This window comes from Geodermatophilus sp. SYSU D00691 (assembly GCF_054050275.1).
In genome coordinates, this window is the sequence record NZ_JBJGYZ010000031.1 from 39,809 (window position 1) to 63,711 (window position 23,903).

The window sequence follows — 23,903 nt, forward strand, 5'->3', positions numbered from 1 at the left end:
CTCGAACGACCGACCAGGGGAGGGCACGTGCTGCAGGCGTTCGCCGCGGCGTTCCGGACGCCAGACCTCCGGCGCAAGCTGCTGTTCTCCCTGGCGATCATCGCCGTGTACCGCCTGGGCGCGAGCGTGCCCGGTCCCGGTGTGTCGGTCGCCGCGATCAACAGCTGCCTCGACGCCGCCAGCCAGGGCGCCCAGCGCGACGTCTACTCGCTGGTGAACCTGTTCTCCGGCGGGGCGCTGCTGCGCCTGTCGGTGTTCGCGCTCGGGATCATGCCGTACATCACGGCCAGCATCATCATCCAGCTGCTGGTGGTGGTCATCCCGCGGTTCGAGCAGTTGAAGAAGGAAGGGCAGTCGGGCCAGCAGAAGCTGACTCAGTACACCCGCTACCTGACGATCGCCCTGGCGATCCTGCAGAGCACCGGCATCATCGCGCTGGCCCGCAGCGGCCAGCTGTTCCCCGAGTGCCAGCAGGAGATCATCCCCGACGACTCGGTGTGGACGACGGTCATCCTGGTGACCGCGCTGACCGCCGGCACCGCCGTCATCATGTGGCTCGGCGAGCTGCTGACCGAGAAGGGGATCGGCAACGGCATGTCCGTGCTGATCTTCACCTCGATCGCGGCGCGGATCCCGGCCGAGGGCGGCTCGATCCTGCAGACCCGCGGCGTGCTGGTCTTCACGCTCATCTGCCTGCTGGCCCTGCTGATCATCGGTGCGGTCGTCTACGTCGAACAGGCGCAACGGCGCATCCCCGTGCAGTACGCCAAGCGCATGGTCGGCCGCCGCATGTACGGCGGCACCTCCACCTACCTGCCGCTCAAGGTCAACCAGGCCGGCGTCATCCCGGTCATCTTCGCGTCGTCCCTGCTGTACCTGCCGCAGCTGATCACCCAGCTGCAGGGCGACGAGACCGGCCCGGTCCGGCAGTTTTTCGAGACCTACGTCATCGACCAGAGCAGCCCGTTCCACATCGCCCTGTACTTCGGCCTGATCGTGTTCTTCACGTACTTCTACGTGTCGATCACCTTCAACCCGGAGGAGCGGGCCGACGACATGAAGCGCTACGGCGGCTTCATCCCCGGCATCCGTCCCGGCCGGCCGACGGCCGAGTACCTGCAGTACGTGCTCTCCCGGATCACCCTCCCGGGTTCGATCTACCTCGGGCTCGTGGCAGTCTTGCCGAACTTCTTCCTGTCCATCACGCAGCAGGGGCAGAACCAGAACTTCCCGTTCGGCGGGACCGCGGTGCTCATCATGGTCGGAGTGGGGTTGGAGACGGTGAAGCAGATCGAGACGCAACTGAACCAGCGCAACTACGAAGGGTTCCTGAAGTAGTGCGCGTCGTCCTGCTCGGGCCGCCGGGGGCCGGCAAGGGCACGCAGGCGCAGATCATCGCGGGGCGGCTCGGCGTCCCGGCCATCTCGACCGGCGACATCTTCCGCGCCAACGTCAGCGGCAAGACCGACCTGGGTCGGCAGGCCAAGGTCTACATGGACGCCGGCGACCTCGTCCCCGACGAGATCACCGTGGCCATGGTCAGCGACCGGCTGGCCGAGCCCGACGCCAAGGCCGGGTTCCTGCTCGACGGCTTCCCCCGCACCATCCCGCAGGCCGAGCAGCTGCGCGCCTCGCTCGTCGAGCTCGGTGGCGCCCTCGACCGCGTGCTCGAGCTCGTCGTCGACGAGGACGAGCTGGTCCGCCGGCTGTCCGGGCGGCGCATGCTCGTCGACGGCCAGTGGGTGCAGCGGGATGACGACAAGCCGGAGACCGTCCGCCACCGGCTCGAGGTGTACCGGGAACAGACGGCCCCGCTGTCCGGGTTCTACGAGTCCGAAGGCCTCCTCTCGCGGATCGACGCCATCGGCGAGATCGAGGAGGTCACCGCCCGCGCGATGGCCGCGCTGGGTCGGTCGGACGGCGCGCAGCTGCGCGCAGACTGAGGGCAGCGCGGGAATGGGTAACGAGCTCCTGGCCCGCATCCCGCTGCTGGCGAAGTGGAGTGGACGCATGATCCAGATCAAGACACCGCACGAGATCGAGCTCATGCGCGCCTCCGGGCTGATCACCTTCGGGGCGCTGCAGGCGGTCAAGGCCGCCGTCCGCCCCGGGGTGAGCACCAAGGAGCTGGACGCCGTCGCCGAGGACTACATCCGCTCCCACGGCGCGGTGCCAAACTTCCTCGGCTACCACGGGTTCACCGGCACCATCTGCGCGTCGATCAACGACGAGATCGTCCACGGGATCCCGAACCCCGACCGCCGGCTGGCCGAGGGGGACAACATCTCCATCGACTGCGGCGCGATCCTCGACGGCTGGCACAGCGACTCGGCGGTCACGGTGACGGTGGGGGAGCCCTCGCCGGAGGACGCGGCGCTGCTCGACGTCACCGAGCGGTCGATGTGGGCGGGCCTGGCGCGGGCCGTCGCCGGCGGCCGGCTGACCGACATCAGCCACGCCGTGGAGGAGGTCATCACCGCCGAGGCGCACCCGTACGGGATCGTCGACCACTACGGCGGCCACGGCATCGGCACCGAGATGCACCAGGACCCGCACGTCCTCAACTACGGCCGCCCCGGCCGCGGCCCCAAGCTGGTGCCCGGGCTGGTGCTCGCCATCGAGCCGATGGTCACCGTGGGCGACCCGGCGACCGCCGAGCTCGAGGACGGCTGGACGGTCGTCACCAAGGACGGCTCGCGCGCCGCGCACTTCGAGCACACGGTGGCGATCACCCCCGAGGGCCCGTGGGTCCTCACCGCCGAGGACGGCGGGGCCGCGGGGCTGGCGCCCCACGGCGTCACGGTCCGTCGCTGACGGAAGTCGCTGCGCTGCTCGTCACCCCCGACCCGGGTTGGTGACGGCTGGGGCAGCGGGGTACAGTGGCCTGTGGCGTTCGCGCCGCTCTGTCGTCGTGCTGTGGCCGCGTGACGCAGGGCGCCCTCGCGAGGACGTCAGGCACCACCAGTTCTGCAAACCACCGCGCGTCCACCGCCGGGTTCCGGCGTGGGCGCAGATCGAATCAGGAGGCCGTGTCGGGCATGGCGAAGAAGGACGGGGCCATCGAGGTCGAGGGTCGCGTCGTCGAGCCGCTGCCCAACGCGATGTTCCGGGTCGAGCTGCAGAACGGGCACCGGGTGCTCGCCCACATCAGCGGCAAGATGCGTCAGCACTACATCCGCATCCTGCCCGAGGACCGCGTGGTCGTGGAGCTCTCGCCCTACGACCTGACCCGCGGTCGCATCGTCTACCGCTACAAGTGACCACCGGCGCGCCGCGCACCGCGGCGCGCGAGGGTGGCCCGATCAGAAGGAATGAGGGGCGGCACCGGTGAAGGTCCAGCCGTCGGTGAAGAAGATCTGCGACAAGTGCAAGGTGATCCGCCGGCACGGCCGGGTCATGGTCATCTGCGACAACGCCCGGCACAAGCAGCGCCAGGGCTGAGTCGGAACAGGACTGGGAGTACCTAGAACATGGCACGACTGGCCGGCGTCGACCTGCCCCGCGAGAAGCGGATGGAGATCGCGCTCACGTACATCTACGGCATCGGCAAGGCCCACGCCAAGGAGACCCTGGCCGCGACGGGCGTCAGCCCCGACCTGCGCGTCAAGGACCTCGGCGACGAGGACCTGCTGAGGCTCCGCGACTACATCGACGAGCACTTCCGCGTCGAGGGTGACCTCCGCCGCGAGGTGGCCGCCGACATCCGCCGCAAGGTGGAGATCGGCTGCTACCAGGGGCTCCGCCACCGCCGCGGGCTGCCGGTCCACGGCCAGCGCACCCGCACCAACGCGCGCTCGAGCAAGGGCCCGCGCAAGACCATCGCCGGCAAGAAGAAGGCCGGCAAGAAGTAAGCCGCCACGCGCGCGGTCGCAGCTACCCCGAGAGGGCGGGAGCGACCGCGCGCGGCGCGCTGTTCTTGGCCATTCGTCAGAAGGACACGGAAAAGACTCATGCCTCCCAGGGCTCGCGCTGCGGCCGGCGCCAAGAAGGTCCGCCGCAAGGAGAAGAAGAACGTCGCCCACGGCGCCGCGCACATCAAGAGCACGTTCAACAACACGATCGTGTCGATCACCGACCCCAACGGGAACGTGATCAGCTGGGCCTCCGCCGGCCACGTCGGCTTCAAGGGCTCGCGCAAGTCCACGCCGTTCGCGGCGCAGATGGCCGCGGAGAACGCCGCCCGCAAGGCGCAGGAGCACGGCATGCGCAAGGTCGACGTCTTCGTCAAGGGCCCGGGCTCGGGCCGGGAGACCGCGATCCGCTCGCTGCAGGCCACCGGCCTCGAGGTGGGCCAGATCCAGGACGTCACCCCGCAGCCGCACAACGGCTGCCGCCCGAAGAAGCGTCGCCGGGTCTGACCGGCCACTGACGAGACGAACGAGGAGAACCCGAAGTGGCCCGCTACACCGGTGCCGACTGCCGCATGTGCCGGCGCGAGAAGATGAAGCTGTTCCTCAAGGGCAGCAAGTGCGAGTCCCCGAAGTGCCCGATCGAGATCCGGCCGTACCCGCCGGGCGAGCACGGCCGGGGCCGCAGCAAGGACAGCGAGTACCTGCTGCAGCTGCGCGAGAAGCAGAAGGCCCGCCGCATCTACGGCGTGCTCGAGAAGCAGTTCCGCGGCTACTACGAAGAGGCCAACCGCAAGACGGGCAAGACCGGTGAGGTCCTGCTGCAGATCCTCGAGTCGCGGCTGGACAACGTGGTCTACCGGGCCGGCTTCGCCGAGTCCCGCGACATGGCCCGCCAGCTGGTCCGCCACGGGCATATCCGGGTCAACGGCCGCAAGGTCGACATCCCGTCGTACCGCGTGAGCGAGAACGACATCATCGAGGTCGCCGAGAAGTCGCGCCGCATGGTGCCCTTCGAGATCGCCCAGGCCCGCGCCGGTGAGCGCCCGGTGCCGCCGTGGCTCGAGGTCATCAGCAGCCAGCTGCGCGTCCTCGTGCACAGCGTCCCGGCCCGGCAGGTCATCGACACCCCGGTCCAGGAGCAGCTGATCGTCGAGCTCTACTCCAAGTAGCAGCTCGTCGGCCTGCGGCAGGGGCTCCGGCTCCTGCCGCAGGTCCGGCGCCGGCGGGCGGACAGATGCCCGCCGGTGCCCGCACCACCCCCCTCACGGCGTCATATGGCGGGCGCCGGAGGACCTGAAGGAGAAGCAGTCCCATGCTCATCGCACAGCGCCCCACGCTGACCGAGGAGACCATCTCCGAGCAGCGCTCGCGGTTCGTGATCGAGCCGCTCGAGCCGGGCTTCGGCTACACCCTCGGCAACTCCCTGCGGCGGACGCTCCTGTCCTCGATCCCCGGTGCGGCCGTCACCAGCATCCGGATCGAGGGCACCCTGCACGAGTTCACCACCGTGCCGGGCGTCAAGGAGGACGTCACCGAGATCATCCTCAACCTCAAGGGCCTGGTCGTCAGCTCCGACTCCGACGAGCCGGTGACCATGTACCTGCGCAAGCAGGGCCCGGGCGAGGTCACCGCCGCGGACATCGCGCCGCCGGCCGGTGTCGAGGTGCACAACCCCGACCTGCACATCGCGACCCTCAACGGCAAGGGCCGCCTGGAGATCGAGCTGGTCGTCGAGCGCGGTCGCGGCTACGTGCCGGCGCCGCAGAACAAGCAGCCCGGCCAGGAGATCGGCCGCATCCCCGTCGACTCGATCTACTCGCCGGTCCTCAAGGTCACCTACGCCGTCGAGGCGACCCGTGTCGAGCAGCGGACCGACTTCGACCGCCTCGTCGTCGACGTCGAGACCAAGCCGTCGATCGCCCCCCGGGACGCGATCGCCAGCGCCGGCTCCACGCTGGTCGAGCTGTTCGGCCTGCTGCGCGAGCTGAACATCGACGCCGAGGGCATCGAGGTCGGCCCCAGCCCGGCCGAGGCCGCGGACATCGCGAACTTCTCGATGCCGATCGAGGACATGGACCTCACCGTCCGGTCCTACAACTGCCTCAAGCGCGAGGGCGTGCACACCGTCGGTGAGCTCGTCACCCGCTCCGAGGCGGACCTGCTCGACATCCGCAACTTCGGGGCCAAGTCCATCGACGAGGTCAAGATGAAGCTCGCGGCGATGGGTCTCGCGCTCAAGGACAGCCCGCCCGGGTTCATCCCCACCTCGGTCGAGAGCTACGACGAGGGCTACGAGACCGACGCGTACCACGGCACCGCCGAGTACGGCAGCCCCTACGGGGACGCGCAGTACGACGACACCGCGTACCAGGAGACCGAGCAGCTCTGACGCTGCACGGCCGGGCAGCGGCGGACCACCCCCGCTGCCCGGCCGGGTCTCCCGGCCCGCCACACTGAACAGCGACGCACTGCAGCAACGGACCGCAGCCGGGCACTGCCCGCCCGGCCGCTCGAGGAGAGACCGACAATGCCCACCCCCACCAAGGGCCCCCGCCTCGGCGGGTCCCCCTCGCACGAGCGGCTGATGCTGGCCAACCTGGCCACGTCGCTGTTCGAGCACGGGCGGATCACCACCACCGAGGCGAAGGCGAAGCGGCTGCGTCCGTTCGCCGAGAAGCTGGTGACCTTCGCCAAGCGCGGTGACCTGCACGCCCGGCGCCAGGTGATGACCGTCATCCGCGACAAGGACGTCGTCCACCACCTGTTCGCCGAGATCGGGCCGCGCTACGAGAACCGCGCCGGTGGCTACACGCGGATCACCAAGGTGGGCAACCGCAAGGGCGACAACGCCCCCATGGCGGTCATCGAGCTGGTCGAGGCCCTGACCGTGGGCCAGCAGGCGGTCGGCGAGGCCGAGCGCGCCCGCGGCACCCGCTTCGCCTCCGGCGCCGGCGCGGCCGCCGCGTCCGGTGAGGTCACCGCCGACGCGGTCGAGACCGCCGACGCCGACGAGATCACCGACACCGAGGTCACCGACACCGAGGTCACCGACACCGAGGGCACCGGCGAGGACACCGGCCCCGGCGGCGACACCTCGCCGGCCGTCACCGACGGGGAGGTGGACGAGGAGGCGCAGGAGATCGTCGCCGACGTCTTCAACCCCGACGGCGAGCGGCAGGACGACGGCGACGTCGAGGCCGAGCCGTCGGCGCAGAACCTCGCCGTCGTCGACAGCGACAACGTCTCGCCCGAGGTGGCCGCCGCGGCCGCCGCCGAGGTGGAGGCCGCCGAGCTCGGCGACGCCGCCACCGCCGGCACGCACGCCCCGGGTGGCGAGTCCGCGCCCGACCCCAAGTGATCCGCTGATCACCTCGCACCACCCCGACGAGCCCGCCACCGGTCACGGTGGCGGGCTCGTCCGCGTCCGGCTCGACATCGCCTACGACGGCACGGCGCTGCACGGCTGGGCGCGCCAGCCCGGTCAGCGGACGGTGCAGGGCGAGCTGGAGCAGGCCCTCGCCACCGTGCTGCGGACGCCGGTCGCGCTGACCGTCGCCGGCCGCACGGACGCCGGCGTGCACGCCACCGGCCAGGTCGCCTCGGCCGACGTCCCGCAGGCGGCCTGGGAGGAGCAGCGCGGGAAGCTCCTGCGGCGGTTGCGCGGCCTCCTGCCGCCCGACATCGCCGTCTCCGCCGTCGTCGCGGCGCCCCCCGACTTCGACGCCCGCTTCGCCGCGCTCGCCCGGCACTACGCCTACCGGCTCACCGACGCCCCGGGCGGCCCGTCACCGCTGCGCCGGGCGGACACCGTCGGCTGGCCACGCGCGCTGGACGACCGGGCGATGGCGCGGGCCGCCGCCCTGCTCCTCGGCGAGCACGACTTCGCCGCCTTCTGCCGCCGCCGGGACGGTGCCACGACCGTGCGCACCCTGCTGGCCCTGTCGGTCGAGCGGGACGGCGACCTGGTGCTGGTGCACGCCTCCGCCGACGCCTTCTGCCACTCGATGGTGCGCAGCCTCGTCGGCGCCCTGCTCGCCGTGGGGGAGGGGCGGCGCCCCGCCGACTGGCCGGCCGGCCTGCTGACGCGCACGGCGCGGGCCGACGAGGTGCCCGTCGCCCCGGCCGGCGGGCTCACCCTGCTGCGCGTCGACTACCCGCCCGACGACATGCTCGCCGCCCGGGCGACGGTCACCCGCGCCCGCCGCGACTAGGGCAGCGCGGCGACCGCCTCGGCCACCGGGGTGTCGCCGCCCACCAGCTCCACGACGTCGTTGACCTTGCCCGTGCGCAGGATCTCGGCCAGCACCGCCGCGACGTCGTCCCGCGGCACGTCGCCGAACTCGACCCCGTGGGCGAGGGTGACCCGGCCGGTGCCGGGCTCGTCGGTCAGCCGCCCGGGCCGGACGATCGTGGTGTCCAGACCGGGGCGCGGCAGGATCTGGTCCTCCGCCCGCAGCTTGGCCTGCAGGTAGACGGCGAACACCGGGTCCATCCCGGCCGGCGTCCCCCCGCGCGCCTGCTCGACGCCCATCGAGGAGACCAGCAGGTACGGCCGCACCCCGGCCCGCTCGGCGGCGTCGGCCAGCAGGACGGCGGCGCCGTGGTCGACGGTGTGCTTGCGGGCGGCGCCGCTACCCGGCCCGGCCCCGGCGGCGAACACCACCGCGTCGGCGCCCCGCAGCACCTCGGCGACGTCGTCCGGCGAGGCCCGCTCGAGGTCGAGCACCGCGGGCTGCACGCCGTCGGCCTCCAGGTCGGCGGCGTGGTCGGGGTTGCGGACGATCCCCACCACGGTGTCGCCGCGGACGGACAGCAGGCGGCCGAGGCGGCGGGCGACCTGCCCGTGGGCTCCGGCGACGACGACGCGCATGCCGCCCTTCCTACTCCGGTCGGCGGGCCCGGCCCAACCGCGCGGCCGCCTCGCGGGCCCGGGCGAGGTCGGCCGGGGTGTCGCAGTCGGTCCACGGCGGGGGCACGCCGGGCACGGTCGGGGGCCGGAACCGCCGCACCGCCAGCGGGCTGAGCACCTTGCGCATCGAGGTGGGCCCCGCGACGTCGGCGACCGCGGCGCGCAGCACCGCCGTCCGCCAGACCCCGAGCAGGAGCTGGTCGCGGCCGGTGTCGTCCACGACGAGGACGCCGTCGCCGGTGAGCCGCTCGCGCAGCGAGCGGACCAGCCCGGCCGTGAGGAACGGCAGGTCGCCGGCGAGGACGGCGACGACGTCGGTGGGCACCGCGGCAAGGCCGGCCCGCAGCGCCGCCACCGGACCGCCGCGCGGCGGCTCCTCCCGGACGACGACCACCCCGGCCGGCACGGGCTGCGGAGGGCCGACGACGACCCGCGGATCGGCGTCGGCGACCGCGGCGAGGACGGCGGCCAGGATGCTGCGCCCGCCGACGTCGAGCTGCGGCTTGGCCTGCCCGCCCAGCCGGGCCGCGCGGCCGCCGGCGAGCACCACCGCCGCGTACGGCGGCAGCGGAACGGACCCGTCCATGACCTGCACGGTAGGGCCTCGCGGGTGGGTACCGTTCCCCGCGTGGGACGAGTCACCAGCCGCACACCGGTGCTGCGCATCCGCGGGCCGGTCTCCTCGACGCGGCCGGACACCGTCGCGGCCGAGGAGCCGCTGGAGATCCGGCTCGGCGGCACGCCGCTGGCGGTCACCATGCGCACCCCCGGCGACGACTTCGACCTGGTCCACGGGTTCCTGCTCACCGAGGGCGTGATCGCCTCCGCCGACGACCTCGCCGGCCTCCGCTACTGCAACTCCGTCGACGCCGAGGGCCGCAACACCTACAACGTCGTCGACGTCGACCTGGCCCCCGGCGTGGCCGCGCCGGACACGGCGCTGGACCGCAACTTCTACACGTCGAGCTCGTGCGGCGTGTGCGGCAAGGCCAGCATCGACGCGATCCGCACGCGGACCCGCTTCGACGTGGCCGGCGACGGCCTCCGCCTGCCGCTGGAGGTGCTGCTGGCGCTGCCCGACCGGCTGCGCGCGGCCCAGCAGGTGTTCGACAAGACGGGCGGGCTGCACGCGGCCGGGCTGTTCACCGCCGAGGGCGAGCTCGTCGCCCTGCGCGAGGACGTCGGCCGGCACAACGCCGTCGACAAGGTGGTGGGGGACGCCGTGCGCACCGCCCGGCTGCCGCTGGCCGGGCACGTGCTCATGGTCAGCGGCCGGGCGAGCTTCGAGCTGACCCAGAAGGCGGCCATGGCCGGCGTCCCGGTGCTGGCCGCGGTGTCGGCGCCGTCGTCGCTCGCCGTGGAGCTCGCCGCCGACGTCGGCATCACGCTGGTCGGATTCCTGCGCGGCGACGGCTGCAACGTGTACGCGCGGCCCGAGCGGGTCGTGCTGCCCGAGAGCTAGGCACCCGGGAGCGACGGGCTGCCTAGCCGAAGACCAGGCAGAAGGGGTGGCCGGCGGGGTCGGCGAACACCCGGAAGCCGGCCTCGCGCTGCGCCGGCAGCTTGCGGGCGCCGAGGGCCAGCACGGCCCGCTCCGCGCTGTCGACGTCGTCCACCCGGATGTCGAGGTGCTCGTGCTGCGGGCGCGCCGGGTCGGGCCAGCGCGGGGGCTCGTAGGGGTCCGCGCGCTGGAACGCCAGCTCCCGCATCCCGGGCTCCCGGCCGATGACGACCCAGTCGTCGCCGTCCTCGTTCACCCGCATGCCGAGCACCTCGGCGTAGAACGCGGCGAGCGCGCGCGGGTCCGGGCAGTCGAGCACGGTCTTCTCGAGACGGCCGATCAATGGTCACCTCCACGGAGCTGGCTCACGACGTGGGGGAGCAGCGGGCCCAGCACGGCGAGGCCGTCCTCCACCCCGCCGGTCGAGCCCGGCAGGTTGACGATCAGGGTGCGCGCGGCGGTGCCGGCGACGCCCCGCGACAGCACCGAGGTGGGCACGTTCCCGGCCCCGTACCGCCGCACCGCCTCGGCCAGCCCCGGCGCCTCGCGCTCGAGCACCCGGCGGGTCGCCTCGGGCGTGACGTCGGTGGGGGAGAGCCCGGTCCCCCCCGTGGTGAGGACGACGTCGAAGCCGGCGTCGACCGCCGCGCGCAGCACCGCCTCGAGCTCGCCGAGGTCGTCCGGGCGCACGTGCGGACCCTCCACGTCGAACCCGAGTTGCCGCAACCCCGCGGCCAGCGCCTGCCCGCTGCGGTCCTCGTACACCCCGGCGAAGGCCCGGTTGGAGGCGGTCAGCACCAGCGCCCGGGCGTCCGCCGGCAGCTCGCTCACCGGCGCCACTCCCCGCTCTTGCCGCCGCTCTTGGCCAGCAGCCGGACGTCGGTGATCGCCGCGCGGGGGTCCACCGCCTTGACCATGTCGATCATCGTCAGCCCGGCCACGGCCACCGAGGTGAGGGCCTCCATCTCCACGCCGGTGCGGTCGGCGGTGCGGGCGGTGGCGGTGATCTCCACGCCGTCGTCGGTGACCTCGAGGTCGACCGTGACGCCGTGCAGCGCGATGGGGTGGCACAGCGGCACGAGGTCCGGCGTGCGCTTGGCCCCGGCGATGCCGGCGATCCGGGCGACCGCCACCGCGTCGCCCTTGGGCACGCCCTCGCCGCGCAGCAGCGCGACCACTTCGGGGCTGACCAGCACCCGTCCCGCCGCCGTCGCCACCCGGGTGGTGACCGCCTTCTCCGACACGTCCACCATCCGGGCGGCGCCGGTCTCGTCGACGTGGGTCAAGCGGGCGTCGCTCACTGCAGGGCTCCTTCGATCAGGACGACGTCCACCTCGGCGCCCTCGGGCAGCGCGGTGACGTCCTCGGGGACCACGACCAGGCAGTTCGCCCGGGCCAGGTGCGCCACCAGGTGGGAGCCGGGGCCGCCGACCTGGGAGACCCGGCCGGCGTCGTAGCGGCCGCGCAGGAACTGCCGCTTGCCGGCGGGCGAGGACAGCGGCGCGGTGAGCCGGGCGGGCGCGCGCAGCCGGTCGGGCAGCGCGTGCCCGAGCGCCCGCCGCAGCGCCGGTCGGACGAACACCTCGAACGACACGAACGAGCTCACCGGGTTGCCCGGCAGCGTGACGATCGGGACGCCGTCCACGGTGCCGGCGCCCTGCGGCCCGCCGGGCTGCATCGCCACCTTGACGAACTCGACCGTGCCCAGCTCGGCCAGCGCGTCCTTGACCACCTCGTAGGCGCCGGCGCTCACCCCGCCGCTGGTGAGCAGCAGGTCGGCCGAGTCCAGCTCGGCGCGGAGGGTGGCCAGGAACTGGTCGACGTCGTCGGGCACGAAGTGCAGCCGCCGGGCCTGCCCGCCGGCGTCCTCGACGGCCGCCACCAGCAGCCGCGAGTTCGACTCGTAGATCTGGCCCGGCAGCAGCGGCTGCCCGGGCTCGACCAGCTCGCTGCCGGTCGAGAGCACCAGCACCCGCGGCCGGCGCCGCACCGGCAGGGTCGTCAGGCCGACCGCCGCGGCCAGGCCGAGCTGGGCCGCGCCCAGCGGGCTCCCGGCGGCCAGGGCCACCGCGCCGGCCGGGATGTCCTCCCCGGCGGTGCGCAGGTGGGTGCCCCGGGCGGGGGCGTCGCGGATCTCGACGACGTCGGTGCCGCGGTCGGTGAGCTCGACCGGGACGACGACGTCGGCGCCGTCCGGCAGGGGAGCGCCGGTCATGATCCGCTGCACGGTGCCCGGCGCCAGCGGGCGGACGTCGGTGCGCCCGGCCGGGATGTCGTCGGCGACCGGCAGCCGCGCCGGCAGCTGCGCCAGCTCCTCGGCGCGTGCGGCGTAGCCGTCCATCGCGGAGTTGTCGAAGCCCGGCAGGCCCACCGCCGCGGTCACGTCGCGGGCGAGCACCCGGCCGTGCGCCGCCGCGAGGTGGACGTCCTCCTCGGGCAGCGGGGTCAGCAGGGCGGCCACCACCGCCTGGTGTTCCTCGACCGTGCGCACGGCCCCATCCTGCGGGAGCCGTCCGCCGGGGGGTGCGGCGGGAGGCACGGACCCCCCGTGGTTAGGGTGCGGCAGGCGAGTGACGGAGGTGCTGATGTCCGAGATCGACCGGATGCTGGCGGCCAACGACCAGTGGGCGGAGCGGTTCCCGGGGTCTAAGGACGTGCGGCCGGCGCGCAAGGTCGCGGTCGTGGCGTGCATGGACTCCCGCATGCCGCTGTTCCAGATGCTCGGGCTCGAGGTCGGCGACGCGCACGTCATCCGCAACGCCGGCGGGGTCATCACCGAGGACGTCATCCGGTCGCTGACCGTCTCCCAGCACGTCCTGGGCACCCGCGAGATCCTGCTGGTCCACCACACCCGGTGCGGGCTGCAGGCCACCGACGACACGTCGTTCGCCGACCAGGTGGAGCAGGCCACCGGGCGCCGGCCGCCGTGGGCGGTGCGCGCGTTCCGCGACCCCGCCGACGACGTCCGGGAGTCGATGCGCCTGATCCGGGAGAGCCCCTACCTGCTCTCCCGCGAGGTGCGCGGCACCGTCTACGACGTCGACACCGGCAAGCTCGCCGAGGTCGGCTGAGCGCGTCGACCACGCTGTTCGCCCGATCCGCCGCCTAGGCTGCGGCCCGTGAGCGGGCGGGGGTGGGTGCGGGCCGTGGTCCCGGCGCTGTTCGCCGGGCTGCTGGTGACCGGGTGCACGAGCACGGTCGTGGGGACGGCGAGCCCGGCGGAGACGGCCGCTCCGTCGACCACCGAGGCCGGGCCCACGCCCACCGAGACGCCGCTTGAGGTCACCCCGCCGCCGCCGGTCGGCGTCGGCACCGTGCTCGAGTCCCACCGCATCGCCTCGGTCACCTCGCTCGTCCCGATCAGCTTCCCCAGCCGGACCGAGAGCTGCTTCCCGGCCGGTCCGCAGGTCACCGCGGCCGACCTCGACGCCGCGTACTTCGGGACGGGCACCGTCGCCGACATCCTCGACCGGTACGGCTTCGTCGCCGCGTGGGGTCAGTGCGGCAGCGAGCCGGAGGGGGGTCCGGCCACCCTCACCATGGCCGTGGAGGTCTCCGACCCCGAGGCCGCCGTCCTCGCCGCCGACGAGCTGGTCGCCGACCAGGTGGCCGCCGGGTACGAGGAGGCGCCGATCGAGGTGGACGGCGGCGCGGTGGTGCTGCAGGAGGGCGACGAGGCCACCGTCCAGGCGTTCGTGCCGGTCGGGCGGATGATCGCCTACCTGTTCCACGAGACCACGGCCGACGCGGCCGCCGCCGACGTCGAGAAGGTGCTCACCGACCAGGTCCAGCTGCTCGCCGGGTTCACCCCCACGCCGCAGGCCGACGTGCCCGCGCTGCCGGCCGACCCGCAGGGCCTGTCGGCGTACACGCTCGACCCGCCCGGCGACTTCCGCAACGAGTCGGGCCCCTACGACCTCGAGGGCTACCTGCGGCTCGCCATCGACCCGGTGCGGGAGCGCCAGCTGCTCAGCGCCAACGGGTTCGCGGGCTTCTACACGAAGCAGTCCGACGAGGGCGACCTCAGCTACGCCGTCGCCCTCTACGCGTTCCCGTCGTCGGCGCAGACCAACGCCGTCTACGACGCGTTCGCCGAGCTCGAGACCGCGGCCTTCGGCGGGACCCGCTTCACCCTCCCGTCGATCCCCGAGGCGCCTTGCTTCCACTTCGAGCAGGACGGCGTCTTCTTCCAGCGCTGCTACGTCGGGTACGGCAGCTACCTGGCCAGCGTCGACGTCGCGGGGCTGACGCGGGCGGACGACTACGGCCCCATGGATTCGCTGTTGCCGGCGCAGCGAGACCGCATCGACGGCTGAGCGCCGGCCGCCCTTCTCCGCGCCCGGCGGGGGAGAGCCGCCGGCTGGTATCGTGGCCGATCGGCGCGCGGGTCGGCTGGTGCTCGCGCGCGCGGCACCGTCTCCCGTCCTCGGCGAGGCGAACCCACCGGCCTCCACCCGACAGACGAAAGGTGACGAGCCCGTGCGCACGTACACCCCCAAGCCCGGCGAGGTCGCCCGGGCCTGGCACGTCATCGACGCCACCGACGTGGTGCTCGGTCGACTGGCCAGCCAGACCGCGCAGCTGCTGCGCGGCAAGCACAAGCCCCAGTACGCCCCGCACGTGGACGTCGGCGACTTCGTCGTGATCGTCAACGCCGGCAAGGTCGCCCTGACCGGGTCGAAGCGGGACCAGAAGAACGCCTACCGGCACTCCGGCTACCCGGGTGGCCTCAAGACCATCAACGTGGGCGACCAGCTGCGCACGCACCCCGACCGCGTCATCGAGCGCGCCGTCAAGGGCATGCTGCCGCACAACAGCCTCGGCCGGCAGATGCTCAAGAAGCTGAAGGTGTACGCCGGGCCCGAGCACCCGCACGCCGCCCAGCAGCCCCAGACCTTCGAGATCAAGCAGGTGGCCCAGTGACCAGCGCCCTGACCCTGACCGACGCCGAGGGGCGTCCCGTCCAGACCGTCGGCCGGCGCAAGGAGGCCGTGGTCCGCGTGCGGCTGCTGCCCGGCACCGGCCAGTTCACGCTCAACGGCCGCACCCTCGAGGAGTACTTCCCGAACAAGGTGCACCAGCAGCTCATCCGCGAGCCGTTCGTGACCCTGGAGAAGGGCGAGCAGTACGACGTCGTCGGCATCCTCAGGGGTGGCGGCGTCACCGGGCAGGCCGGCGCGCTGCGCCTGGCGATCGCCCGTGCCCTCATCGAGGTCGAGTCCGAGGACCGCCCTGCCCTCAAGAAGGCCGGCTTCCTCACCCGCGACCCGCGGGTCAAGGAGCGCAAGAAGTACGGCCTGAAGAAGGCCCGCAAGGCGCCCCAGTACTCGAAGCGCTGACCTCTTCGTGGGTCGCCTCTTCGGGACCGACGGGGTGCGGGGTCTGGCCAACGCCGACCTCACCCCCGAACTGGCCCTCTCGGTGGCCCGCGCGGCCGCCGGGGTGCTCGCCGACCGCGACGGGACGTCACGTCCCGTCGCGGTCGTCGGCCGTGATCCCCGCGCCAGCGGGGAGATGCTCGAGGCCGCCGTCGTGGCCGGCTTGACCAGCGTCGGGGCCGACGTGCATCTGGCGGGCGTCGTGCCCACCCCTGCTCTGGCGTTCCTCACCGCGCAGCATGACGCGGACCTCGGCGTGATGATCTCTGCCAGCCACAACCCCATGCCGGACAACGGCGTCAAGCTCTTCAGCCGAGGCGGGCACAAGCTCCCCGACGACGTCGAGGCCGAGATCGAGCGCGTCGTCACCAGGCCGCGCCGCCGGGCGGGCGATCTCGACGTCGACGGTCGCCGGCCGACCGGCCCGGGGATCGGCAGGGTCCGTCCCCTGCCGCGCGCCGGGGAGGAGTACGTCGAGCACCTCCTCTCCACCGTCGAGCAGCCGCTCACCGGGCTCCACCTCGTCGTCGACGGCGCCCACGGCGCCGCCGCCGGCGTCGCACCTGACGTCTACCGGCGGGCCGGTGCCACGGTGCACACGATCGGCTGCGCGCCCGACGGCTGGAACATCAACGACGGCATCGGCTCGACGCACCTGGGGCCGCTGATCGAGGCGGTCCGCGCCCGCGGTGCCGACCTGGGCATCGCGCACGACGGCGACGCCGACCGCTGCCTGGCGGTCACCGCCGGCGGCGACGTGGTCGACGGTGACGCGATCCTGGCCATCTGCGCGCTGGGGCTCAAGGAGCGCGGCACGCTCAAGCAGGACACCGTCGTCGCCACCGTGATGAGCAACCTCGGGTTCCACCACACGATGCGCGACGCCGGCATCGCCGTGCGCACCACGGCCGTCGGCGACCGCTACGTGCTCGAAGCCCTGCGTGCGCTCGATCTGTCCCTCGGTGGCGAGCAGAGCGGCCACCTCGTCTTCCTCGACCACGCCACCACGGGCGACGGCCTGCTCACCGGCCTGTCGCTCATGTCCCGCATGGCGGCGGTCGGGGCCTCCCTGGCCGACCTCGCCGGGGTGGTGCAGCGGCTGCCTCAGGTGCTGATCAACGTGCCGGTGCGCGACCGCCTCGCCGTGGCCGCGAGCGACGCGGTCGCCGACGCGGTGAACGCGGCGGAGGCGGAGCTCGGCGACTCCGGCCGCGTGCTGCTGCGCCCGTCGGGCACCGAGCAGCTGGTCCGCGTCATGGTCGAGGCGCCCACGCAGGAGACCGCCGACGCGGTCGCCCGCCGGCTGGCGGACGTCGTCGCCTCCGTGGACTGACCCGCCGTCGCCCCCCTGCGGGGGAGACGTCGACCCGAGGTCGCCGGTACAGGCGTCCGGCGCCGGTACCCTCGGTGAAATGTGCGGGATCGTGGGTTACGTCGGCCCCCAGGGCGCTCTGGACGTCGTCCTGGATGGTCTGCGGCGGCTGGAGTACCGGGGCTACGACTCGGCGGGCGTGGCGCTGCGCGTCGGCGGGGCCGCCGACGGTGAGCTGGTCGCGGCCAAGAAGGCGGGCAAGCTCGCCAACCTGGAGAAGGTGCTCGCCGAGCAGCCGCTGCCGGCGGCGACGATCGGCCTCGGGCACACCAGGTGGGCCACCCATGGCGGTCCGACCGACCGCAACGCCCACCCCCACCTGTCGGCCGACGGCACGGTCGCGGTGGTCCACAACGGGATCATCGAGAACTTCGCGAGTCTGCGCGCCGAGATCGAGGCCACCGGCGTCGAGTTCTCCTCCGAGACCGACACCGAGGTGGTGGCGCACCTGCTCGCCGCGGCGTACCGGGAGCTGCCCGCGGGGCCGGACCGGCTGATCGAGGCGATGCGCGTGGTGAGCCGCCGGCTGGAGGGGGCCTTCACCCTGGTCGCGACGCACGCCGACGAGCCGGACACGCTGGTCGCCTCCCGGCGCAACAGCCCGCTGGTCGTGGGCATCGGGGACGGCGAGTACTTCCTCGGCTCCGACGTCGCCGCGTTCATCGCGCACACCCGCGACGCCCTGGAGCTCGGCCAGGACCAGGTGGTGGAGATCCACCGCACCCGGGGTGCCACGGTGACCGACTTCGCCGGCCAGCCGGTCGAGGCCAAGCCGTACACCGTCGACTGGGACGCCGCCGCCGCGGAGAAGGGCGGGTACGACTGGTTCATGCTCAAGGAGATCGCCGAGCAGCCGCGGGCGATCGCCGACACCCTGCTCGGCCGCCTCGGGGAGCACGGGGAGCTCGTCCTCGACGAGGTGCGGCTCACCGACCAGGACCTGCGCGACGTCGACAAGGTGTTCGTGGTCGCCTGCGGTACCGCCTACCACGCCGGCCTGATCGCCAAGTACGCCATCGAGCACTGGACCCGGCTGCCCGTCGAGGTGGAGCTGGCCAGCGAGTTCCGCTATCGCGACCCCGTCCTCGACCGCTCGACGCTGGTCGTGGTCGTCAGCCAGTCCGGCGAGACGATGGACACGCTCATGGCACTGCGACACGCCAAGGAGCAGAAGGCCCGCGTGCTGGCCATCTGCAACGCGAACGGGTCCACCATCCCGCGCGAGTCCGACGCCGTCCTCTACACGCACGCCGGTCCGGAGGTCGCCGTCGCCTCGACGAAGGGCTTCCTCACCCAGCTGGTGGCCTGCTACCTGGTCGGGCTGTTCCTGGCACAGATCCGCGGCATCAAGTACGCCGACGAGGTCGGTTCCGTGGTCGAGCAGCTGCGCCGGCTCCCCGATGCGGTCAGCACGGTGCTCGAGAGCATGGAGCCGGTGCGGAAGCTCGCCCGCTCCCTGGCGGACTGCGGGACGATCCTGTTCCTGGGCCGCCACGTCGGCTACCCGGTCGCCCTCGAGGGTGCGCTGAAGCTCAAAGAGCTGGCATACATCCACGCAGAGGGCTTCGCCGCGGGCGAGCTCAAGCACGGGCCGATCGCGGTCATCGACCAGGGCACGCCGGTCTTCGTCGTCGTCCCCTCGCCCCTGAGCCCGCTGCACGGCAAGACGGTCAGCAATATCCAAGAGGTCCGGGCCCGCGGGGCCCGCACCATCGTGATCGCCGAGGAGGGGGACGACGACGTCGTCCCCTACGCCGACCACATCGTCCGGGTGCCGCGCACGCCGACCCTGCTCGCCCCCGTGGTGACCACGGTGCCGCTGCAGATCCTGGCCTGCGAGATCGCCGACACCCGCGGCTTCGATGTCGACCAGCCCCGCAACCTGGCCAAGTCCGTCACCGTCGAGTAGAAGGACCCGACTGCCCCCCACGGCACGCTCCGCGCGCCGCGGGTCCCTGCAGCCGGGCCGCTCCAGCACGTCACCAGGCAGACTGGACGGGTGATCATCGGGGTCGGCATCGACGTGGTGCCCGTGCAGCGCTTCGCGGAGTCGCTCGTCCGGACGCCGGGGCTGCGCGACCGGCTCTTCACCGAGGCCGAGCAGCACACGCCCTCGGGGACACCGCGCACCGGCGAGTCGCTGGCCGCCCGCTTCGCGGCCAAGGAGGCGGTCGCCAAGGCGCTGGGCGCGCCGGGTGACCTGCACTGGCACGACGCCGAGGTGACCGTGGGCGAGCACGGCCGCCCGCACCTGGAGATCCGCGGCACGGTCGCCGGCCGCGCCGCCCAGCTGGGCGTCACGTCCTGGCACCTGTCCATGAGCCACGACGGCGGCATCGCCTCGGCGATGGTGGTCGCCGAGGGGCTGGGGCGCGCGTGATCGGCCTGCACACCGCGGACGAGGTGCGGACGGCGGAGGAGCCGGTGCTCGCCGCGACCCCGGAGGGCGCCCTCATGCAGCGGGCCGCCACGGGCCTGGCCACGGTGTGCCTGCGGCTGCTCGACCGCGCCTACGGCGCCCGCGTGACCGCGCTGGTCGGGGCGGGCAACAACGGCGGCGACGCGCTGTTCGCCGGAGCCGCGCTGGCCGCCCGCGGCGCCCGCGTCACCGCCGTCCTGCTCGCGCCGGACCGGGCGCACGCCGCCGGGCTGGCCGCCTTCCGGCGGGCGGGCGGGCGGGTGGTGACCGACGGCGATCCCGGGCTGGACCGCGCCGACCTCGTCCTCGACGGGATCGTCGGCATCGGCGGCACCGGCGCCCTGCGCCCGCCCGCGGCCGCCCTGGTCGAGGCGGCGGCCACCGGCCCGGGGCTGATGGTCGCCGTCGACGTCCCGAGCGGGGTCGACGCCGACACCGGCGCGGTGCCCGGCGCGGCGTTCCCCGCCCAGCACACGGTCACCTTCGGCGCGGTGAAGCCCGGCCTGGTGGTGGGCGCCGGCCGCGGGTACGCCGGCGACGTCCACCTCGTCGACATCGGCCTCGGCCTGCCCCGGGCGACCGTGCACCAGTTCACCGACGCCGACGTCGCCGCCCGGCTGCCCCCGCCCGGCCCGGACGACGACAAGTACACCCAGGGCGTCGTGGGCATCGTCGCCGGCTCCAGCACCTACCCGGGCGCCGGCGTGCTGTGCACCGGGGCGGCGCTGCGCACCCGGCCGGGCCTGGTCCGCTACGCCGGGACGGCGGCCGACGGCGTCCGCGCCGCCTGGCCGGAGGCGATCGTCACCTCCGGCCGTCCCGCCGACGCCGGCCGGGTGCAGGCCTGGGTGGTGGGCCCCGGCACGGGCACCGACGACGACGCCCGCAGCGTGCTCGCCGAGGTCCTCGCGACCGACCTGCCCGTGCTGGTCGACGCCGACGGCCTGACCATGGCGGCGCGGGAGCCCGACCTGGTCCGGCGGCGGTCGGCGCCCACCGTCCTCACGCCCCACGACCGGGAGTTCGCCCGCTTCGGGTCCGAGGTCGGGGACGACCGGATCGGCGCGGCCCGCCGGCTGGCCGCCGACCTCGGCGCCGTCGTCCTGCTCAAGGGCGACGCCACCGTCGTCGCCGGCGCCGACGGCGCCGCGTTCGTCAACGCGACCGGCACGCCGTGGCTGGCCACCGCCGGCACCGGCGACGTCCTGTCCGGCCTCACCGGCGCGCTGCTGGCCACCGGTCTGCCCGCGGCCGAGGCGGCGGCCGCGGGTGCGCACCTGCACGGCCGCACCGGGCAGCTGGCCGCCGAGCGCGGCCCGCTGCTGGCCGGCGACCTGGTCCGCCGGCTGCCCGACGCGCTGTCCCGGCTGCGCGGGGTCCCGGCGCGCCGCCTGGGAGACTGGCGTCCGTGAGCGATGCCCGGGCCGAGGTGGTGGTCGACCTCGACGCCATCGCGGCGAACACCGCCGTGCTGCGCGCGAAGGTCGGCCGACCCCTGATGGCGGTGGTCAAGGCCGACGGCTACGGCCACGGCATGCTGCCCGCCGCCCGCGCCGCGCTGGCCGGCGGCGCCGACATGCTCGGGGTCGCGGTCGTCGAGGAGGCGCTGCGGCTGCGCGCCGGCGGCGTCACCGCCCCGCTGCTGGCCTGGCTCAACGGCCCGGGGGAGGACTTCGCCGCCGCGCTCGCCGCCGACGTCGAGGTCTCGGTCAACGCGACGTGGGGCCTCGACGAGGTGGTCGCCGCCGCCCGCGCGACCGGGCGGCCGGCCCGGCTGCACCTGTTCGTCGACACCGGGCTCTCCCGCGAGGGCGCCACCGTGCAGGAGTGGCCCGGCCTGGTCGCCGCCGCCGCGCGCGCCCAGGCCGACGGCGAGGTCGAGGTCGTCGGGCTGTGGAGCCACATGGCCTACGCCGACGCGCCCCTGCACCCGACGATCGGCCGCCAGGTCCTCGTCTTCGAGGAGGCCGTGGCGATCGCGCGCGCGGCCGGGCTCACCGACGCCCGCCGGCACCTGGCCAACTCGGCGGCCACCGTCACGCTGCCGGAGACCTGGTACGACATGGTCCGGCCGGGCATCGCGATCTACGGCCTCGACCCGCTCGGCGGCGACCCCGCCGCGCACGGGCTGCGCCCGGCGATGACCGTGCAGGCACGGGTCGCGCTGACCAAGCGGGTGCCCGCGGGGGCCGGCGTCTCCTACGGCCACGCCTACTCGACGGCGGCCGAGACCACGCTGGCGCTGGTGCCGGTCGGCTACGCCGACGGCGTGCCCCGTGCCGCCGGCAACCGCGCGCCCGTCCTGGCCGCCGGCGCGCGGCGCACCATCGCCGGCCGGGTCTGCATGGACCAGTTCGTGCTCGACGTCGGCGACGACCCGATCGCCCCCGGGGAGCGGGTCGTGCTGTGGGGTCCCGGCACCGCGGGCGAGCCGACGGCGCAGGACTGGGCCGACGTCCTCGACACCATCCACTACGAGCTCGTCACCCGGGTCGGCGGCCGGTTCACCCGCCGTCACGTCGGCTCGGCGGGGGCGGTCTGATGGCGCACCGGCCCAAGCGGAGGCAGGCCGGCCACCACGTCTCCACGGGGCAGGTCGCCGGGATCGCCGGCGCCGTCCTCGGGCTCGCCGCCGCGGGCACCGCGGTCGGCGTCGCCGTGGCGAAGGTGGCCACCCGCCGGCGGGCCGCGCCGCCGCAGCTGCCCGAGTCGGCGGCCGACGAGGCGGAGCTGCGCGAGGACGACCCGCTCGGCCCGGCCGGACGGCGGGCCGACCGCACCGCGCTGGTGCAGGCCGACGACGGCGTGCTGCTGTCGGTCGAGGAGGTCGGCCCGCTCGACGCCCCGCTGACCGTCGTCTTCGTGCACGGCTACACGCTCTCGATGGCGTCGTGGGCGTTCCAGCGCCGCTCCCTGGGCGCGCAGCTCGCCACCGCGAACGGGGCCCGCCCCACCGCGCGCCTTGTCTTCTACGACCAGCGCGGGCACGGTTCGTCCGGCCGGGGGTCGGCCGAGCACGCCACCCTCGAGCAGCTCGGCCGGGACCTGGCCACCGTGCTCGAGCGGCGGGCACCGCGCGGCCCCGTCGTCCTGGTCGGCCACTCCATGGGCGGCATGACGGTCATGGCCCTGGCCGCGCTGCGACCGGAGCTGTTCGGCGACCGCGTGGTGGCCGCCGCGCTCGTCTCGACCTCGAGCGGCAACCTCGCCGAGCTGACGTTCGGGCTGCCCGAGCTGCTCACCCGCGTGCGGGCGGCGGTACTCCCGGTCGCCGCCTGGACGATGCGCCGCCGCCCCGCCTTCGCCGAGCGCACCCGCCGGTGGGCCGCCGACCTGGTCTCGGCGGTCACCTGGTCGCTGTCGTTCTCGTCCACCGACGTCGAACCGCGGCTGGGCCGCTACGTCGACGCGATGATCGGCGGGACGCCGGTCGACGTGATCGCCGAGTTCTACCCGGCGCTGGCCGGCATGGACGAGATCGGTGCGCTGGAGCCGCTGCGCCGCATCCCCGCGCTGGTGCTGACCGGGGACCGGGACCGGATGATCCCGAGGGAGCACAGCGACGCCATCGTGGAGCGGTTGCCGGAGGCGGAGTACGTGGTGGTCCCCGACGCCGGCCACCTCGTGCTGCTGGAGAAGCACGAGGAGGTCACCGCGGCGCTGGCCGGCCTGCTGCGCCGGGCCGCCGCCGAGGCCGGCGTCCCGGTCGCCCGGCACTGAGCCGGGCGGTCAGCAGCCGCCGCCGTCCCCGCCGCCACCGCCTCCGCAGTCGCCGCCGGACCCGCCCCAGCCGCCGCCGTCCCCGCCGCCCCAGAAGACCGGGGTGCACGACGAGCCGCCGTCCGCCCACCGCTGCCGGCGGGGCGGCTGCGGCGGGGTGAACAGCCGCTCCCGCAGGTCGGTGTCGGGCATCGCGCGGACCCCGGTGAGGGCGACCAGCAGCGCGCTCGTCCCGGGCGCGACGACGTCGGCCGGCGGGTCCTGGCGCAGCTGCCGGAGCAGGTGGCGGCCCTCGCGGGTCAGGAGCGGCCGGCCGGGCCGGAAGCGCCGGCTGCGCCCGGGGACCACCAGCCCGTCGGCGGCCAGCCGGGCACCGAGCGCGGTGATCCGCTCGTCCTCGGCCGCCCGCCACCGCAGCGTCGACGCCGACCGGCGCGGGCGGGCCCCCACCTGGTCGAGGACCGCGGCCTCGACGGGGGAGCGGCGGCGCAGGCCGGTCGCGGCCAGCGCGCCGGTCGGGGTGGCGGTCACGCGGCCGCTCTCGGCGAGGGCGGCCAGCGCGGTGTCGACGACGTGCGTGGGGCCGCCGGTGAGGTAGGCGATCTCGTACACGTCGAGGAGGCGGGTCGGTGCCGTCATCGTCGTCCGTCCTTCGGTCGGGGGAACAGGGTGCTGCGGCCGCACTCTGACCGTGGCACGGTCGAGCCGGCGCGCGAAAGCTCGCTTGCAACATTGCACGCACGTCGGCGAGGA

At 74.2% G+C, this 23,903-nt stretch carries 29 protein-coding genes; 22 read left to right on the forward strand and 7 right to left on the reverse strand.

All coding sequences use genetic code 11. From position 1 onward, the window contains the following. Window positions 1-27 precede the first annotated feature (27 nt). From secY to truA, 11 genes are all read left to right on the forward strand, one after another. Window positions 28-1,338, forward strand: a complete 1,311-nt coding sequence (secY, locus tag ACI797_RS20415; RefSeq protein WP_456539072.1) for a preprotein translocase subunit SecY — start codon at window positions 28-30, stop codon at window positions 1,336-1,338. Beyond that, window positions 1,338-1,943 (forward strand): adenylate kinase, encoded by a 606-nt coding sequence (locus tag ACI797_RS20420; protein WP_456860826.1) that lies wholly within the window; start codon window positions 1,338-1,340, stop codon window positions 1,941-1,943. The genes secY and ACI797_RS20420 overlap by 1 nt, the downstream gene beginning before the upstream one ends. Before the next feature lie 13 nt (window positions 1,944-1,956). Beyond that, the gene (map, locus tag ACI797_RS20425) at window positions 1,957-2,814 is read left to right on the forward strand and encodes a type I methionyl aminopeptidase (RefSeq protein ID WP_456860828.1); all 858 of its coding nucleotides are present in this window, start codon (window positions 1,957-1,959) and stop codon (window positions 2,812-2,814) included. 224 nt (window positions 2,815-3,038) lie between these two features. Continuing rightward, window positions 3,039-3,260, forward strand: coding sequence for a translation initiation factor IF-1 (gene infA, locus ACI797_RS20430; RefSeq protein ID WP_012950459.1), 222 nt, complete (start codon window positions 3,039-3,041; stop codon window positions 3,258-3,260). A 67-nt stretch (window positions 3,261-3,327) separates the two neighbouring features. Continuing rightward, window positions 3,328-3,441: a 50S ribosomal protein L36 gene (gene rpmJ, locus ACI797_RS20435; RefSeq protein WP_012950458.1), complete on the forward strand. Its 114-nt coding sequence runs from the start codon at window positions 3,328-3,330 to the stop codon at window positions 3,439-3,441. 29 nt (window positions 3,442-3,470) lie between these two features. Next, entirely contained in the window at window positions 3,471-3,851 is a 381-nt protein-coding gene (gene rpsM, locus ACI797_RS20440; protein ID WP_448626859.1) for a 30S ribosomal protein S13, read from the forward strand. Window positions 3,852-3,950: 99 nt separating this feature from the next. Continuing rightward, entirely contained in the window at window positions 3,951-4,358 is a 408-nt protein-coding gene (rpsK, locus tag ACI797_RS20445; protein ID WP_014377968.1) for a 30S ribosomal protein S11, read from the forward strand. Window positions 4,359-4,393: 35 nt separating this feature from the next. Continuing rightward, the gene (gene rpsD / locus ACI797_RS20450) at window positions 4,394-5,020 is read left to right on the forward strand and encodes a 30S ribosomal protein S4 (RefSeq protein ID WP_456539068.1); all 627 of its coding nucleotides are present in this window, start codon (window positions 4,394-4,396) and stop codon (window positions 5,018-5,020) included. Between the two features lie 143 nt (window positions 5,021-5,163). Then, window positions 5,164-6,240: a DNA-directed RNA polymerase subunit alpha gene (locus ACI797_RS20455; protein WP_456539067.1), complete on the forward strand. Its 1,077-nt coding sequence runs from the start codon at window positions 5,164-5,166 to the stop codon at window positions 6,238-6,240. 138 nt (window positions 6,241-6,378) lie between these two features. Then, a complete protein-coding gene (gene rplQ, locus ACI797_RS20460; protein ID WP_456860831.1) occupies window positions 6,379-7,209 on the forward strand; it encodes a 50S ribosomal protein L17 in 831 nt (276 codons plus the stop codon). Next, entirely contained in the window at window positions 7,181-8,062 is an 882-nt protein-coding gene (gene truA, locus ACI797_RS20465; RefSeq protein WP_456860833.1) for a tRNA pseudouridine(38-40) synthase TruA, read from the forward strand. Before rplQ ends, truA begins: the two co-directional genes overlap by 29 nt. Here the strand turns inward: truA and ACI797_RS20470 are convergent. Together ACI797_RS20470 and mobA are read right to left on the reverse strand one after the other, a co-directional pair. Continuing rightward, the gene (locus tag ACI797_RS20470; RefSeq protein WP_456860835.1) at window positions 8,059-8,721 is read right to left on the reverse strand and encodes an NAD(P)H-binding protein; all 663 of its coding nucleotides are present in this window, start codon (window positions 8,719-8,721) and stop codon (window positions 8,059-8,061) included. The two genes, truA and ACI797_RS20470, sit on opposite strands and share 4 nt — an antisense overlap. Window positions 8,722-8,731: 10 nt before the next feature. Beyond that, a complete protein-coding gene (mobA, locus tag ACI797_RS20475) occupies window positions 8,732-9,346 on the reverse strand; it encodes a molybdenum cofactor guanylyltransferase (RefSeq protein ID WP_456860837.1) in 615 nt (204 codons plus the stop codon). Between the two features lie 42 nt (window positions 9,347-9,388). Here mobA and fdhD point away from each other — a divergent pair, with 42 nt between their 5' ends. Continuing rightward, window positions 9,389-10,222 carry a formate dehydrogenase accessory sulfurtransferase FdhD gene (gene fdhD / locus ACI797_RS20480; RefSeq protein WP_456860838.1) on the forward strand — a complete coding sequence of 278 codons (834 nt, stop codon included), beginning with the start codon at window positions 9,389-9,391 and terminating at the stop codon, window positions 10,220-10,222. 22 nt (window positions 10,223-10,244) lie between these two features. Here fdhD and ACI797_RS20485 read toward each other — a convergent pair whose 3' ends face one another. Genes ACI797_RS20485 through moeA form a run of 4 tightly spaced genes read right to left on the reverse strand, consistent with a single transcriptional unit; the run spans window position 10,245 to window position 12,752 of the window. Beyond that, window positions 10,245-10,604, reverse strand: a complete 360-nt coding sequence (locus ACI797_RS20485; RefSeq protein ID WP_456860840.1) for a VOC family protein — start codon at window positions 10,602-10,604, stop codon at window positions 10,245-10,247. Continuing rightward, window positions 10,601-11,092 carry a MogA/MoaB family molybdenum cofactor biosynthesis protein gene (locus tag ACI797_RS20490; protein WP_456860842.1) on the reverse strand — a complete coding sequence of 164 codons (492 nt, stop codon included), beginning with the start codon at window positions 11,090-11,092 and terminating at the stop codon, window positions 10,601-10,603. Before ACI797_RS20490 ends, ACI797_RS20485 begins: the two co-directional genes overlap by 4 nt. Then, window positions 11,089-11,562 carry a cyclic pyranopterin monophosphate synthase MoaC gene (gene moaC, locus ACI797_RS20495; protein WP_456860844.1) on the reverse strand — a complete coding sequence of 158 codons (474 nt, stop codon included), beginning with the start codon at window positions 11,560-11,562 and terminating at the stop codon, window positions 11,089-11,091. Before moaC ends, ACI797_RS20490 begins: the two co-directional genes overlap by 4 nt. Continuing rightward, window positions 11,559-12,752 (reverse strand): molybdopterin molybdotransferase MoeA, encoded by a 1,194-nt coding sequence (gene moeA, locus ACI797_RS20500; protein ID WP_456860846.1) that lies wholly within the window; start codon window positions 12,750-12,752, stop codon window positions 11,559-11,561. Before moeA ends, moaC begins: the two co-directional genes overlap by 4 nt. Window positions 12,753-12,846: 94 nt before the next feature. Here moeA and ACI797_RS20505 point away from each other — a divergent pair, with 94 nt between their 5' ends. The 10 genes from ACI797_RS20505 (at window position 12,847) to ACI797_RS20550 (ending at window position 23,150) form a co-directional block, all read left to right on the forward strand. Then, window positions 12,847-13,332: a beta-class carbonic anhydrase gene (locus tag ACI797_RS20505; protein WP_456860848.1), complete on the forward strand. Its 486-nt coding sequence runs from the start codon at window positions 12,847-12,849 to the stop codon at window positions 13,330-13,332. Between the two features lie 48 nt (window positions 13,333-13,380). Next, window positions 13,381-14,577, forward strand: coding sequence for a DUF7373 family lipoprotein (locus ACI797_RS20510; RefSeq protein ID WP_456860850.1), 1,197 nt, complete (start codon window positions 13,381-13,383; stop codon window positions 14,575-14,577). 163 nt (window positions 14,578-14,740) lie between these two features. Further along, entirely contained in the window at window positions 14,741-15,184 is a 444-nt protein-coding gene (gene rplM / locus ACI797_RS20515; RefSeq protein WP_456539055.1) for a 50S ribosomal protein L13, read from the forward strand. Further along, the gene (gene rpsI, locus ACI797_RS20520; protein WP_456860852.1) at window positions 15,181-15,600 is read left to right on the forward strand and encodes a 30S ribosomal protein S9; all 420 of its coding nucleotides are present in this window, start codon (window positions 15,181-15,183) and stop codon (window positions 15,598-15,600) included. The genes rplM and rpsI overlap by 4 nt, the downstream gene beginning before the upstream one ends. A 7-nt stretch (window positions 15,601-15,607) precedes the next feature. Beyond that, on the forward strand, window positions 15,608-16,972 hold the full coding sequence (gene glmM / locus ACI797_RS20525; protein WP_456860854.1) for a phosphoglucosamine mutase: 1,365 nt from the start codon (window positions 15,608-15,610) through the stop codon (window positions 16,970-16,972). Between the two features lie 79 nt (window positions 16,973-17,051). Beyond that, a complete protein-coding gene (glmS, locus tag ACI797_RS20530; protein ID WP_456860856.1) occupies window positions 17,052-18,920 on the forward strand; it encodes a glutamine--fructose-6-phosphate transaminase (isomerizing) in 1,869 nt (622 codons plus the stop codon). Between the two features lie 90 nt (window positions 18,921-19,010). Beyond that, window positions 19,011-19,391 carry a holo-ACP synthase gene (locus ACI797_RS20535; protein ID WP_456539051.1) on the forward strand — a complete coding sequence of 127 codons (381 nt, stop codon included), beginning with the start codon at window positions 19,011-19,013 and terminating at the stop codon, window positions 19,389-19,391. Continuing rightward, entirely contained in the window at window positions 19,388-20,842 is a 1,455-nt protein-coding gene (locus ACI797_RS20540) for an NAD(P)H-hydrate dehydratase (RefSeq protein WP_456860858.1), read from the forward strand. Before ACI797_RS20535 ends, ACI797_RS20540 begins: the two co-directional genes overlap by 4 nt. Next, window positions 20,839-21,972: an alanine racemase gene (gene alr, locus ACI797_RS20545; protein ID WP_456860860.1), complete on the forward strand. Its 1,134-nt coding sequence runs from the start codon at window positions 20,839-20,841 to the stop codon at window positions 21,970-21,972. Before ACI797_RS20540 ends, alr begins: the two co-directional genes overlap by 4 nt. Continuing rightward, window positions 21,972-23,150 (forward strand): alpha/beta fold hydrolase, encoded by a 1,179-nt coding sequence (locus ACI797_RS20550; RefSeq protein WP_456860862.1) that lies wholly within the window; start codon window positions 21,972-21,974, stop codon window positions 23,148-23,150. The genes alr and ACI797_RS20550 overlap by 1 nt, the downstream gene beginning before the upstream one ends. A gap of 9 nt (window positions 23,151-23,159) precedes the next feature. On the opposite strand, the gene ACI797_RS20555 is transcribed toward ACI797_RS20550, so the two are convergent. Beyond that, window positions 23,160-23,888: a TIGR04222 domain-containing membrane protein gene (locus tag ACI797_RS20555; RefSeq protein ID WP_456860864.1), complete on the reverse strand. Its 729-nt coding sequence runs from the start codon at window positions 23,886-23,888 to the stop codon at window positions 23,160-23,162. Window positions 23,889-23,903: the final 15 nt, after the last annotated feature.